Origin of the sequence: Anaerobacillus sp. 1_MG-2023 (assembly GCF_030547345.1) — a bacterium.
Classification (GTDB): Bacteria; Bacillota; Bacilli; order Bacillales; family Guptibacillaceae; genus Guptibacillus; species Guptibacillus hwajinpoensis_B.
The window spans coordinates 51,607-64,936 of sequence record NZ_JAUORD010000011.1 but is presented as its reverse complement, the minus strand read 5'-3'; the positions used below and the strand labels follow the sequence as shown (position 1 = coordinate 64,936).

General features: G+C 40.5%; 17 protein-coding genes. 6 read left to right on the top strand and 11 right to left on the bottom strand.

All coding sequences use genetic code 11. From position 1 onward, the window contains the following. Positions 1 to 34: 34 nt before the first annotated feature. Positions 35 to 589 carry a DinB family protein gene (locus Q4550_RS17020; protein ID WP_303534815.1) on the bottom strand — a complete coding sequence of 185 codons (555 nt, stop codon included), beginning with the start codon at positions 587 to 589 and terminating at the stop codon, positions 35 to 37. 16 nt (positions 590 to 605) lie between these two features. After that, a complete protein-coding gene (locus Q4550_RS17015; protein ID WP_303534813.1) occupies positions 606 to 1,523 on the bottom strand; it encodes an NAD-dependent epimerase/dehydratase family protein in 918 nt (305 codons plus the stop codon). 109 nt (positions 1,524 to 1,632) lie between these two features. Here Q4550_RS17015 and Q4550_RS17010 point away from each other — a divergent pair, with 109 nt between their 5' ends. After that, entirely contained in the window at positions 1,633 to 2,823 is a 1,191-nt protein-coding gene (locus tag Q4550_RS17010; RefSeq protein ID WP_303534811.1) for an NAD(P)/FAD-dependent oxidoreductase, read from the top strand. 1 nt (position 2,824) lies between these two features. Here Q4550_RS17010 and Q4550_RS17005 read toward each other — a convergent pair whose 3' ends face one another. Next, positions 2,825 to 3,547 (bottom strand): hypothetical protein, encoded by a 723-nt coding sequence (locus Q4550_RS17005; RefSeq protein WP_303534809.1) that lies wholly within the window; start codon positions 3,545 to 3,547, stop codon positions 2,825 to 2,827. Between the two features lie 212 nt (positions 3,548 to 3,759). On the opposite strand from Q4550_RS17005, the gene Q4550_RS17000 reads away from it, so the two are divergent. Next, positions 3,760 to 4,221 (top strand): TspO/MBR family protein, encoded by a 462-nt coding sequence (locus tag Q4550_RS17000; protein WP_303534807.1) that lies wholly within the window; start codon positions 3,760 to 3,762, stop codon positions 4,219 to 4,221. A 75-nt stretch (positions 4,222 to 4,296) separates the two neighbouring features. Then, on the top strand, positions 4,297 to 4,476 hold the full coding sequence (locus Q4550_RS16995) for a YjzD family protein (protein ID WP_306558496.1): 180 nt from the start codon (positions 4,297 to 4,299) through the stop codon (positions 4,474 to 4,476). 59 nt (positions 4,477 to 4,535) lie between these two features. Here Q4550_RS16995 and Q4550_RS16990 read toward each other — a convergent pair whose 3' ends face one another. Further along, positions 4,536 to 4,724, bottom strand: coding sequence for a YjzC family protein (locus Q4550_RS16990; RefSeq protein WP_194221177.1), 189 nt, complete (start codon positions 4,722 to 4,724; stop codon positions 4,536 to 4,538). 172 nt (positions 4,725 to 4,896) lie between these two features. Here Q4550_RS16990 and Q4550_RS16985 point away from each other — a divergent pair, with 172 nt between their 5' ends. Together Q4550_RS16985 and Q4550_RS16980 are read left to right on the top strand one after the other, a co-directional pair. After that, on the top strand, positions 4,897 to 5,691 hold the full coding sequence (locus Q4550_RS16985; RefSeq protein WP_303534803.1) for an undecaprenyl-diphosphate phosphatase: 795 nt from the start codon (positions 4,897 to 4,899) through the stop codon (positions 5,689 to 5,691). A gap of 121 nt (positions 5,692 to 5,812) precedes the next feature. Further along, complete coding sequence (locus Q4550_RS16980) at positions 5,813 to 6,502, top strand: Crp/Fnr family transcriptional regulator (RefSeq protein WP_283152363.1); 690 nt, start codon at positions 5,813 to 5,815, stop codon at positions 6,500 to 6,502. Between the two features lie 758 nt (positions 6,503 to 7,260). Here Q4550_RS16980 and moaD read toward each other — a convergent pair. Genes moaD through Q4550_RS16960 form a run of 4 tightly spaced genes read right to left on the bottom strand, consistent with a single transcriptional unit; the run spans position 7,261 to position 9,711 of the window. Beyond that, positions 7,261 to 7,494, bottom strand: a complete 234-nt coding sequence (moaD, locus tag Q4550_RS16975; protein WP_194221175.1) for a molybdopterin converting factor subunit 1 — start codon at positions 7,492 to 7,494, stop codon at positions 7,261 to 7,263. Continuing rightward, a complete protein-coding gene (locus Q4550_RS16970; RefSeq protein ID WP_303534801.1) occupies positions 7,491 to 7,952 on the bottom strand; it encodes a molybdenum cofactor biosynthesis protein MoaE in 462 nt (153 codons plus the stop codon). The genes moaD and Q4550_RS16970 overlap by 4 nt, the downstream gene beginning before the upstream one ends. Positions 7,953 to 7,954: 2 nt before the next feature. Next, positions 7,955 to 8,455, bottom strand: a complete 501-nt coding sequence (mobB, locus tag Q4550_RS16965; protein ID WP_303534799.1) for a molybdopterin-guanine dinucleotide biosynthesis protein B — start codon at positions 8,453 to 8,455, stop codon at positions 7,955 to 7,957. Next, positions 8,455 to 9,711, bottom strand: a complete 1,257-nt coding sequence (locus Q4550_RS16960; protein ID WP_303534797.1) for a molybdopterin molybdotransferase MoeA — start codon at positions 9,709 to 9,711, stop codon at positions 8,455 to 8,457. Before Q4550_RS16960 ends, mobB begins: the two co-directional genes overlap by 1 nt. A gap of 136 nt (positions 9,712 to 9,847) precedes the next feature. On the opposite strand from Q4550_RS16960, the gene Q4550_RS16955 reads away from it, so the two are divergent. Beyond that, positions 9,848 to 11,521 carry a LysM peptidoglycan-binding domain-containing protein gene (locus Q4550_RS16955; RefSeq protein ID WP_303534795.1) on the top strand — a complete coding sequence of 558 codons (1,674 nt, stop codon included), beginning with the start codon at positions 9,848 to 9,850 and terminating at the stop codon, positions 11,519 to 11,521. Positions 11,522 to 11,614: 93 nt separating this feature from the next. Here the strand turns inward: Q4550_RS16955 and Q4550_RS16950 are convergent, their stop codons facing one another. The 3 genes from Q4550_RS16950 to Q4550_RS16940 form a co-directional block, all read right to left on the bottom strand. Further along, on the bottom strand, positions 11,615 to 11,935 hold the full coding sequence (locus tag Q4550_RS16950) for a metal-sulfur cluster assembly factor (protein ID WP_194221171.1): 321 nt from the start codon (positions 11,933 to 11,935) through the stop codon (positions 11,615 to 11,617). An 81-nt stretch (positions 11,936 to 12,016) separates the two neighbouring features. Beyond that, positions 12,017 to 12,784, bottom strand: a complete 768-nt coding sequence (locus tag Q4550_RS16945; RefSeq protein WP_303534793.1) for a prolyl oligopeptidase family serine peptidase — start codon at positions 12,782 to 12,784, stop codon at positions 12,017 to 12,019. 128 nt (positions 12,785 to 12,912) lie between these two features. Next, positions 12,913 to 13,230, bottom strand: coding sequence for a hypothetical protein (locus Q4550_RS16940; RefSeq protein ID WP_194221169.1), 318 nt, complete (start codon positions 13,228 to 13,230; stop codon positions 12,913 to 12,915). Positions 13,231 to 13,330: the final 100 nt, after the last annotated feature.

The following is a 13,330-nucleotide window of genomic DNA, read 5'->3' as shown; positions in this document are numbered from 1 at the left end:
CCTAATTTACTTTCGCCTGTACGGCTCCCTTCTATTATAACGACAAATACGGTGTATTGAAATGCTCCCAATCTTCCCGCTGTCCAGAAACCATCTTTAATACCATCGCAGCCTGTCCTCTATGGTAAGCTTCATGGTCGATTAAATGGCTTATGATCCATTCAGGAGAGTAACGATGCACCTCTCCATTAATCGTAACTTCAGGTCCTGGTTTTCGATACTCTACATCAGATAGATGATTGAAATAAGATTTTATCAATTCGCGCGCCTCTGCAAGGCGAGCTAAAAACCAGGATAGATCTTTATCATCAGGAGCAGAGATCACTTGCTCTTCTTGAAAGTAATATCGCTCTCTTTCATCTTCTGTTACACTTTCTCCCATAAGGGCATTTTTCACCCACCAAAGCTCAATTTGTGCAATGTGTAGTATATAAGCTCCAACTGTAGGAAAACTTGAATACCCATAGTGAAGTTCCTGAAATTCAATGTCACTTACCATCGAAAGAAGTTTTTCTCTCGTTTCTTTTAAAGCTTGAAGCCCATGAGAGGAATCGTGGACATCATAATTACCGAGCGTCTTTTCAATCATTCATCATCTTCCCTTCTCAATCAGTCAAATAAATCGAAGGATCAATCGCCATCATTTTCTCCGTATGCACTCGTTGCAGATGCAATCCTTCATCAATAGGTGTCACATTCTTAAACCCAAGCTTATTGACACATTCTTTGCTAGAAACCCTGCACTTCAAGTTACTCTGATAACGCATTTCCTTTGGATCTTCTATACACCATTCGACTCCGGTTTGCCATTCTCCTTCTCTTCCACTTGTTAGATTGAACGATTCTGACTGATCGATTCGACATCCTGCTTGATACAAAGCCCAACACACATCTCTTACATAAACCGCATCATGATGAAATTTCTTCCCCTCATTTTCATACGATGACGGTAGCTTTTTAGTTAGAAAGTAATGTTGATAAACATACTGAGTAGGTTGCCAAGGTCCATAAACAAGCGGAGCTCGAAGTACTTTTACAACACCATCTCGTTGATCAGACTTCAATAAAACTTGTTCATTTTCAGCGTTTAACTTGCCCGACATTGTTGTAGGGTGTAGAGGAGTTTTTTCTGTAATTTGTCCATAACGTGTTCCGAAAACTTCCGTGCTCGATAAGTAGACGAGTACTTTTCCGTTGGATGCTTGTAAGACCTTGCTTGTGTTCTGTAATCCTTCTTCGATGATCTTAGAGCCGCGAACATGTTCAAGCCCTGGATGACTAAGATGAAAAATCGTGTCACATTCTTTGGAAATCTGGACAAGAGAAGCTTCACTTAAAGAGCTGTTGATTTGTTTGTAATTAGCGTTTCGAAGTAACATCATTTCCTTCATTTCATATTCAGCATTTCTTAGGGTATTTAATTTATTATCAATTGCTACTACTTCAATGCCTTTGCCTAGTAGAAATTCTGTTAAATGAAAGCCAATGAATCCCAATGCCCCTGTTACAAATACTTTCTTCACTAGTTTTCACCTCTGTTTAGATCGAATACTTTTTATCCCATCTGACCATTCTAAGAAAGATATCATTTGTCTAACTTAAGTTAACAAACCCTTTAAGGAGGATACTTTCATGCAGCTTCATCACGGAAATTTATTCTGGCCAACAACTGTAACAGAGCCCCCTACATTTCCTGAACTCACTTCATCCATCACCTGTGATGTCCTAATCATTGGCGGTGGTATGTCGGGAAGTATTCTGGCAAAGACGCTTGCTGACTATCATGTTGACACTGTTTTAATAGAAAAAGATACGATCGGCTCTGGAAGTACTTCGGCGAATACTGGCCTTCTTCAATTTTCTAATGATGCTATGCTTGTAGATTTGATCGATCAATTCGGGAAAGAGAAGGCTGTTTATTTTTATAAACTTTGCTTAAAAGCAATAGACGAACTGGAAAAGGTTGCAGGCTCTTTAAGTGAATCAGCTGAATTTAAACGAGCAGAAAGCCTTTATTTCGCAAGCAACGATCATCACGCAAAAAAACTCAAGAAAGAATACGAAGCTTTAACACATCATGGGTTTGAAGCAGATTATATTGATCGTCACGCCATCGAAAGTCTCTTCTCCTTCACTGCCCCTGCAGGGATCTATACGAAAGGTGAGGCGGAAGTAAACCCGTATAAATTCGCACTTGCCCTTACAAGCAGCGCCAGGGAACTAGGATTAAGAGTGTTTGAGCATACCGAGATCCTCTCTCATCAATTTAATAAAAATGATTTAATCTTCGAGTCTGAAAAAGGAGAAATTCGTGCAAAACATGTAATTTACGCAACTGGCTATGGTACGCAGGAGTTTGCCAAAACAAAAGGCGCACTACTCGAGCGCACCTATACCATTGCGACTGAACCCATACCGAAGTTTCCTGGTTGGCACAATCAAGCCCTTATTTGGGAAACCGATCGCCCTTATTACTATTTAAGGACAACTGCTGATCATCGCATCCTCATTGGTGGACTTGATTCTAATCTTAAAAAAGAAGAAAAACTCGAACAACAAGGACAGCGATTACTTGCTAAACTGCATGAAATGTTTCCTTCTATCCAAACGTCAATCGCATATGAATGGAGCGCCATATTTGGTTCAACGAAAGATGGACTACCTTACATAGGAAAACACCCAAAGTACGAGGGTGTCTATTTCATGTTAGGATATGGTGGAAACGGGACGGTTTATAGCATGCTTGGTGCCGAGATACTAAAAGATCTTATTTTATATGGTCATCATCCAGCAATGGAAATAACACAACTGAATCGATCGTAAATCACAATTCCTCATACTGTTGAAAAAAACGAATCATCTTCCTACCAAGAAATTGATAGCTATCACTCAACAAAGCAAGGTCAACGGGGTATCCTACCTCCTGTTGAAGACGCTCGTATTCTCTAATTTGTTCTAACGAATAGGGACTTTTCATGGAATGGTGCCAAATTTTAACTGGACAAGGACATGCTTCCGTTTCTTTGTTGTCAATTCTCATTAAAACCTCGTCATTCTCAATTTCATAAGCTTGTGCCATCTCTCGTAGTAACCGTTTATAGAAAAGACGGTTCACTTGTTCTTGTCTGACTAGGCGCTTCAAATCAAAACAAGGGTTTAATAATGCCGCTGATCTAACTAAGGTATGACGATTGTTTAAAAAAGCATTTGCTGCCAATACTCCCATACCTTCCGCAACAACATGTATCCTTGGATTCAGAATTTCCTGTTTGTGAACAAGATGATAAATTCGTTCAGTTAATTTCGCTGCTTTTGGCGATCCCCAGTGCCTTCCATATAGATTGCTCGTATAGACTGTATACCCTGCCTCTAGAAAATCGGCAATCATCCCTTCACGCGTATGGTTCTGCAACCAGAAACTTGTATCAGCATCAACGAAATGTGTTAAGCCACCTATAATAAATATGCCAAACCCGTTAGGCCGTTCAGGGACAAGAACGATCGTCCACTCCCCGTCTAATTGATAGGCTCGTTTACGAATACACATACTCTCCCCTCGCCCTTTTATCACTTTCTGTATAACCTATGCAAGTTACATATGGAAGAAAGGGTGAAGTGCCTATTTTGAGGGAATTTCATATCTTCTTCATCCCACGTCATTAGAAAGCGCCCTTAGTCATGATATGCACTATTATTTCTATATATGTCCTTGCATAAAATTGGATATGATTGGGTATGGGAAAGAAGGTGGTGATAAAAATGAAAAAAACATCCGTACTCGTATTTATGATTGTTTACCTTCTATTTAGCATTTCTGGATTCCTATTCCCTTATGATGCTGATTGGTATACGTCGCTTGCTAAACCTGATTGGACACCAGACGGTTCCGTTATCGGAATCATTTGGGCATTACTGTTTGGGTTAATCGCTTTATCAACCGCCATTGTCTACCAAAAGCGTAGCTTCGGCCGTCATAATAGTGAGTACCTCTTACTACTCGGGATAAACTACATATTGAATCAAGCATTTAGTTATTTGCAATTTGATCAGCATGCCCTGTTTGCAACGTTCATGGATGCCCTCTTTATTGCAATCACTTCATTGATTCTTATTTTTCTTGCAGGCAGACAAAATCAGTTAGCAGGTTGGCTATTACTTCCTTATTTTCTTTGGACGGCGTTTGCTACCTATTTATCCTGGCTATTTTATTACATGAATTAAAATTGATAGATGTTGCACTTAAATATTTTGTGGTATGATAAACGATAGAATACGTTTACAAATGAGGTGAATTTATTGCGTTATCTTTGGGCAATTATCTGGGGAGTTCTACTTAGCAATATGATATTCTATGTACTTGCTTCTATGCAAGGTGGTCATTATGAGTTTGGCCCTGCATCACTTTTCGGAATTATCCTGGCTATTGCGGCAACGCTTCTTGGAGAAGGTCTAATTTCCGATCCAGCAGAACAATAGAAACAAGCGCCATTTACGGCGCTTGTTTTTTTATTGCCTGTACCTATGCCCGATTCTTATTAATGATGAGGCTTCGGTTCCCTTGACCACTTTCGATTTTGATTTGAACATTCAGGGAACGCTTCACCTGCACGAAGTTCAATTTGTTGTGGATCCTTCACCATTCCACCTGTCTCTCCGATTTCAATATATACACCATTGTTTGGCGCTTTTTGTCCAGGTGTAAACTGACGATTTTCTCCGCCCATATTACTGCCTCCTTCCACTCATCAACTTTTGCCCCCTTTATCAGCATTCATCATCGAATAATGTTTTATGTAACCTGACATACAAAATTCCCTTTACAAAAATGGAAGGACTGGTGTTTAATGGTTACATGTGTCAATTTATCTTGTAACCATTACTGGAGGAACATTACTCATGGAACTGTTGGAACTACTTAAGTACGCATTTCTTGGTTTACTTCAAGGCTTCACTGAACCCATTCCAATCTCATCAAGTGGACACCTTGTCATAGCACAAAAATTATTTAATTTAGAAATCGAAGGACTTAGTTTTGAGATCTTAATGAACTTTGCATCCTTACTTGCCGTTCTTCTTATTTATCGCAATGACCTTATTCGCCTCACTTCTCATGGAATACGATACGTTGTCTCTCGAGAAGAAGAGTCAAAAAGCGAATTTATGTTTATCGTCTACCTTGTTATTGCAACTATTCCTGCCGCTGTACTTGGTATTTTGTTCGATGACTTTATTGGAGAAGAACTGAAGGGCATTAAAGTTGTTGGAGCTACTCTCATTATTACAGGTATCGCACTTTGGCTCATTCGTAACCTTCGTGGCTCTAAAGGCGAAGCAGGACTTAGTATCAAGGATGCCCTTATTGTAGGTCTGGCACAAGCTGTCGCTTTAATCCCTGGTATTAGTCGCTCTGGTGCAACAATCGTAGCCGCCATGGGACTTGGAATGAAACAAGAAACAGCTCTAAGGTTTTCGTTCCTATTATTCATACCTGTAAGCGTAGGTTCGATGATCCTTAGCATCGGAGATCTCCAATTTGGTGACATGCTTATCCCATATATCGTAGCCTTCCTTCTATCTCTTACAGCTTCTTACTATTCATTAAAATGGTTTATGAATATTATGGCGCGAGGAAACTTAATTTATTTCTCTATCTATTGCTTTATCGTTGGCGCATTTGTCCTTATTTTCTAACCGGCTATCGCCGGTTTTTTTATTTGCCCTATCAAATTCCCTTCGTATAAAAGGAAATGTTGGTTGTGATAAGAAAGGATTACATGGGATAATAGTAAAAAATGATCAAAGGAGGATGAAAATGAAAGAAGATACGATTACATCAGACCCACTAAAAAAGTGGATTGCTGAAGCAGGCGAATCCATTTCGTTTCAAAAAGACGAGCCCCTTTATATGGATGGAATGAAAGCGGACCGTCTTCTTCTTATAAGATCTGGAAACGTTCGTTTAAATAAGCTCACATCTGAAGGTAGAGAATTAACGCTACAAATCTGTCAACCAGGTGATCTTATCGGCGAACTTGCTCTTTACACTGGCCAATTAAACTTCTCCTCCAACGCATGGGCAGTAGATGATGTACAAGCAACCTTTGTGAAACAAGCTCACCTAGAAAAGACTCTAACCACAAACGCCCTACTCGCAACTGAATTTATGAAGTTCATGGGAGAAAACTTCAGAAAAAACCAATCAAAATTCCGAGATCTACTCCTACATGGAAAAAAAGGAGCACTCTACTCTACTCTCATTCGACTATCCAATACATATGGCGTTCATCAAGAAGATAACATTCTCATCGACCTCCCTCTCACAAATCAGGAGCTAGGCAACTTCTGCGGCCTAACAAGAGAAAGCGTCAACCGCATCCTAAGCGAACTCAAAAAAGCCGACATCGTCTCCATCACCCACAGCAAAATCACCATCCACAACCTAGAATTCCTCCGCTGCGCCATCCACTGCGAAGACTGCCCAATAACGATATGTAGGTTATAAGAAAAGCGAAGACGAGCGTTTAGACACGGCAGGCACTGGAGCCCTATAAATTGAACACGGTTTCTGTGTTCGAGTTATAGGGCGAAGTGACCGAGTGTCTGGGCGCTGCAGCTAGACATGAAAAGCGAAGACGAGCGTTTAGAAACGAAGATATTGGAGCTCTTGAACTAGAACACGCCCTTTGTGTTCTGGTGAAAGAGTGAAATATCGCAGTTTCTGCGAGTCGTAGCTAGACACGAAAAGCGAAAGCGCCCGTTTAGCCTCGACAAGCGCTGGAGCCCCATAAAAAGAACACGTTCTTTGTGTTCATTTTATGGGGTGAAGCGATCGAGAGGCTGGGCGCTGCAGCTAGACACGAAAAGCGAAAGCGCCCGTTTAGACACGGCAGGCACTGGAGCCCTATAAATTGAACACGGTTTCTGTGTTCGAGTTATAGGGCGAAGTGACCGAGTGTCTGGGCGCTGCAGCTAGACATGAAAAGCGAAGACGAGCGTTTAGAAACGGAGATATTGGAGCTCTTGAACTAGAACACGCCCTTTGTGTTCTGGTGAAAGAGTGAAATATCGCAGTTTCTGCGAGTCGCAGCTAGACACGAAAAGCGAAAGCGCCCGTTTAGCCTCGACAAGCGCTGGAGCCCCATAAAAAGAACACGCCCTTTGTGTTCATCTAAAAACCCAAAACACCTTCGTTCCAGCTGTCACTTCCTCTCTCACTAAAAAATCTCAAAATAAAAAAACACCCAAGCGGGTGTTCTTCATTCATCCTCCACTAACTGGAGGAATAAACGCAACAATGTCCTGATCGTTCACTACCTGATCTTCCGCTGCGTATTCTTCATTAATCGCCGTCATCGTATGATCCAGAGAAAGATCTGGATAATCGTTCATCAGAATTTGTTTCAGCTCAGAAACCACAAGCTGTGATTCCGATCGTTCTAGCTTTTCCTTCCCGATTTGCTCTTGCTGCTTTGCAAAGAAAAGAACAGTAATCATTTCTTCTCCTCCTTTGGCCATTTGTTTTTGTATGAGGTCTTTTCAAGCTGATCACCAATCCACTCTTCCCCATCGGTCCAGTACTCTTTTTTCCAAATTGGCACGATTTCCTTTATACGCTCAATCGCATAGCGACTGGCTTCATAACTTTCAGCGCGATGTGGGGAAGCGACAGCAATCACAACGGCAATGTCACTAATCGCTAATTTACCGATTCGATGCACAATAGAAGTTTGGACTGCTGGCCACTGCTCACGAATTTCTCCACCGATTCGTTTCAACTGTTTTTCTGCCATGGAAGGATAAGCTTCATACTGTAGCGAGACCGTTTGCTTCTCACCAGTAAATTCTCTTACTGTTCCAATAAACGTGTTGATCGCCCCTGCCTCAGGACGGATTACACTACTAATCACCTTATTTACATCTATTTCCTCAGAAGTAATCGAGTAATATTCCATTTTCAATCTCTCCTTAAAACCTTCAATACATCATTTATACAACGATCCATTTCTTCATATCGATAGCTATTCTTCATAGGAACCTCAAGCTGCTCTTTTACAATTGATCCAATAATATGGCTTTTTTCTAAAAGATGAAGATCTTCGGCATCTCTTATAATAGCAACCTTAGGATAGCTTTCCTCTTTATAGCCTTCTATAAGAATGAGGTCAACCTCAAACATTTCATATAATCGTATTAACTGATTAAGCTCCCATTCATTTTCTTGCATTGCTTGAACAGATACCATTCCACCACCGCTAACTCCGGTCACTGTAGCACCAGCCTCGCGATGACGACCCGTGTCTTTATTCTGATCATAGACGTCAGGAGCGCCATGACCGTGATGCTTAATAACGCCAACCTTCCTACCAGCTGAGGTAGCCATTTCTATAAATTTCTCCGCAAAAAGCGTTTTTCCGCTATTTTGATAACCGATTACTTGTAAGATTGGTATTCTCATTAGGACTCAGATCCTTCCTCACGTAAAAGAAGGAGATCAACGGTATCACCCGCTTTAAATCCTCGTGTTCCGCCAGGTAGTACGGTGAAAGCATTGGCTTCAGCAAGTGACGTGACGCTTCCTGATTTATCAAGACCCGTTGGCTTTACATATATACGCCCTTCCCTTTCCTCTGTCTTACTTCGTACAAATCGGGTAAATGGATTCGGTTTAGGAAAATCAGTTAGTAACGTTCCTTTACTTCTCATACGATAAGGAAATTTCGAGAAAAGGGCACGCTTGATGATTGGTCTTGCGAATAATTCAAATCCTACAAAACAAGCGGAAGGATTCCCAGAAAGTCCGAACAAGAGTTTACCATTCCATTCTGCTACAGTCGTTACACTTCCTGGTCTCATGCCTACTTTATTAAATAAGACAGTTGCTCCTAATTTTTCATAAATAGCAGGAAGATAATCATAATCACCTACAGAAACGCCCCCTGTTGTAATGAGAAAATCGACTTTACTTAACGCTTCTTTTACAGAAGTAAAACACGTCTCAAAGTCATCATCGAGCTTTCCAAAATAAAGGGGTAGGCCTCCAGCCGCTTTAACTTGACCTTCAATCATGGGGGAGTTGCTATTACGAATTTTTCCTGGTTGAAGAGCTTCTTCAGGATTCAATAGCTCTGTACCAGTAGCGTATATCCCAACTTGTGGTTTACGAGCCACGGGCACATTCGCATAGCCAAATGTGGCAAGAAGTGCTTTCACACCAGGTGTAATCCGTGAGCCTTTCTCAATCAAAACTGTACCTGCTTTTGTATCTTCTCCTTGTAAGGAAACGTTGTCTCCTTTTGCTACTTTGCGTTTCAGCTGGATAAATGACTGACCATCATCCTCTACTTCTTGAACAAGTTCAAGCATGATCACAGCATTTGTCCCTTCTGGTATTGCTGCTCCTGTCATAATCCGAATCGCTTCATTTCTTTCTGGAACCTTTGATGCAACCGTTCCAGCTCCTATTTCTTCAATTACTTTTAATTGAATTGGATTGTCTCTTCCTGCTTCGTATGTATCTTCTGCTCTTATAGCAAATCCATCATAAGGGGAACGATCAAACGGCGGAACATCATGATCGGCTTTCAAAGCCACACCGAGATGACGTCCGTCGCTTTCTTCTAGCGGAACCATTTCGCTTTCTCCTTCATAAGAGAGGTTCATCACTTTTTGAATTGCTTCTTCTACAGTGATTGGCTTCCTTCTCTCTACCATTATCTCATCTCCATCTGTTATGATTTTCCTCTTCATTGTAACAAAGATCAAGACTCTAGAAGTAAAATTCGAATGAATAGACTCTGCGCTGAATAGATTGTTAGTGATGCATCTTATATGGAAAGGAGTGATGATCATGCCTCAAATTCAATATCGGGTAAAGCCAGGCGATACACTGCTTAGAATTGCGGATTCTCATAACCAATCTGTCAATGATCTCAAACAAATCAATCAGCTGAACTCAAATATTATCTATGTAGGTCAAATGTTACGGATTCCTTCAGCAACTGATTATCCATCTTACACTGTTCAACCTGGAGATACATTGTTAAGCATATCCGATCGTTTTCAAATTCCTGTTCAAGAAGTAAAAGAATTAAATCAACTGCCATCTAACCTCATCTACGTTGGTCAACATCTTAATATTCCGGCAAACCGCTCAATGCGAATCAATTATACAGTAAAAGCAGGAGATAGCCTTTATCAAATTGCTATGAACAACAATACCACACCGAAGAGTATTAAAGTATTGAACGACTTAACAACAGATGATCTTTCCATTGGCCAAACGCTTAAAATTCCAGTATATACAGAAGTTGTCGTAAAGGCAGATCGGGCGAATGTCAGAACTGGTCCTGGTAAAGGGTATAACATCATTGCTCAAATGAGAAATGGGGCTAAGCTCGCTGTCGAAGGTATTCGTGGAAATTGGTACAAAGTCCAGCTATATGATGGCACGAGCGGATGGATCTCTGATAGCCTTGTTACCTTTAATGCATATGGTGATGAGTTGCCTGTATCAAGAATTATCGGATACTATACGCTTGAAGAAGGTCCATCCCTTCCTTCTTCGTATAAGTCGTTCGTGTCAAACCGTTCTGCTCTATCTCAACTTGCTTTATTTCTGTTTCGAATTAGCGAGTCAAATCCAACAACGATTGAGAAGTTTGGAAAGTTTAGCGATAGGGAGATCGAGAAACTCGTTCAACTGGCACATGATCAAAACATCAAAATTATGCCGGTTGTTCATAACCTGCTATACAAAAAAGGCGATACCGAACCGAGTAAGAAAGTTGTTCAAACACTCGTTTCAAGTGAAGAAAATCGTCGCGCATTTGCATTAAACTTAGTTAAATTAATTGAGAAGTATAATTTCGATGGAGTTGACATCGACATAGAGGATGTTTATATCGAAGATGCGGATAAACTGACGCTTCTCTATCAGACGATCGGGGAAGAGCTTCATAAGAAGGGATATTTCTTTTCAGCAAGCGTTCCATCGAGAGCATCAGATGAATTAGTGAATCCATTCTCAGACCCATTTAACTATGCCGAAATTGGTAAAGCTGTTGATCAATTTATTGTGATGCTCTATAACGAATTTGGCTGGCCTGGCAGTCCAGCTGGTCCTGCAGTAACGGCTGGGTGGATGAAAAAAGTAATGACTTATGCTAAAACGAGAATCCCCCCTGAGAAATTAGTATCCGCTATCTCTGTATTTGGGTTTGATTTCAATCTTGATACGGATAAAAGCACTTATGTCACTTATGACATGGCAATGAAATTGAAAAAGAAACACAATGCAGAAGTTCAATTTAACGAGGAGCGTCAAACGCCATTTTTCAGATATAAAGATGAAGAAGGAAATCAGCACGAGGTTTGGTTTGAAAATGAACAAAGCATAGAAGCAAAAATCCGCTTAGCTAATGAACTTGGTGTCCAGGGCGTGGCGCTTTGGAGATTGGGTATGGAAGACCCTGCTATTTGGAATATGATTAATGACAAAATTGTAGTAGAGCGTACGGAATAGAAAACGTCATTTTCTCATCCTCGCTGAAATAAGCGATTACTCATATCTAAAATAAAAAAAGGAAGAGGAGCCCCTCTTCCTTTCCTACTTTCATTATCTAATGCCTAGCGCAATTTTTGCGTAGCGTGACATGTTATCTTTTGACCATGGTGGATTCCAAACGATGTTAACATCAGCATCGTTCACTTCTTCCACGTCAGATAGTGCTCGCTTTACATCGTTAACAATTGTGCCTGCTAATGGGCAACCCATTGCTGTTAATGTCATAACGACTTGTGCAACACCTTCATCATTTAGATCGGCTTCGTATACGAGGCCAAGATTCACGATGTCTATCCCAAGCTCAGGGTCAATAACATTCTCAAGAGCTTCAAATAATTTATCTCTCATTTCTTGATCTGTTTGTTCAGACATAGCATTCTCTCCTTTCATACATGTGCTTCCAACCTTCATTATAACAAATTGAGGTTTAACTTAAACCAAAAAGCCTTAATTCTATAAATGAGTTTTAAACCAATCCACTAAAGCAAGGACAGCTTCACGTGAAACTTTATGGCCAGAAGTCTCATCTTTAATAAACTTCAGACGGTCTTCTTTCCCATTATAGAGCGGTTTAATCTGGTTATAGAAGTCGTAAGTAAGAGTATAAGGAACAACTTTATCTACAGTACTATGCCACATCATTAGTGGACGACCATTAAGTTTATCTTCTTGAAGAGAAAGATCATAGGACTGCAATCCTTCAATTTGTGTTATCATCTCTTCTTCAGAAATAGGGAGACTAAATCCTTCTTCCTTTAAATAACGTATTTGTGCGTTAGCTAATTTGAAGTAAGAAGGTGAACCCATTAAGGAGACGGCGGCTTTAATCCACGGATACTGTGTAAGAGCACCAAATGTAAGGATTCCGCCCATAGATGTACCAGACATACCGATTCGGTCTTCTTGAACCAGGTTCCGATCCACAAAATGCTGCCTTAGTTGATCAAGTTCTGTTAAGCTTTGGATCACAATTTCCCAAAACACATATTGCCTCTTTTTCCCTGATAGGTCATCTTCACGCTCACCATGGTGCACAGCATCGGGCAGAAGAACACGATATCCTTCGCCTGCTAGAAGATATGCGATGTGAAGATTATGTTCTTTAGCGCTAGTAAATCCATGTTGGAACATAACTAATGGCAGCTTATCTTCAGCAAGATTAGCGTCCACTATGTGTAAGACAGGTATATTCTCTATGTATTCATTAACAATTGTTATCATCATCTTGCCCCTTTCCTTTAGCAACCCTCATTCTACTCTATCGTACCACTCATATAGTTGATTGAGAAATTTAAGGACAGTATAGAAAACGTAAAAACATGCAAGCAGTCGCTTGCATGTTCCGTTTGTTAATTTTTGATTTGCTCTTCGTGACTTTTTTCAACTGATTTCATATTTTCAAGCTTATTGTAGTATTGAGTTGGAAACTGTGATCCCTCATACACCATCTTGCTGTCACCACTATCGTCTGACTGATCCGGTGTTGTTGGGTTACCCGCCTTCTCAATTGGTAAGGTATCGTTAAACTTCTTAGTCACTTGTTTCCTAATATCGTTAGCTTTTGACTTTAATTTCGTTCTCTTCTCCTCATCCTTAAGCAAATAGGATGAAATGCCGATTGTCCCTGCCGCAATACTTGATATTAGCAATGTCTGTTTCTTAGTCATAATCGACTGCCACCTCCAATGGAATGATAGTTAAAGTGTACCCTTCTTAACAATTCCTCAAACGGCTATCATATCCTTTTAACATTCTTGTCAAAATTTT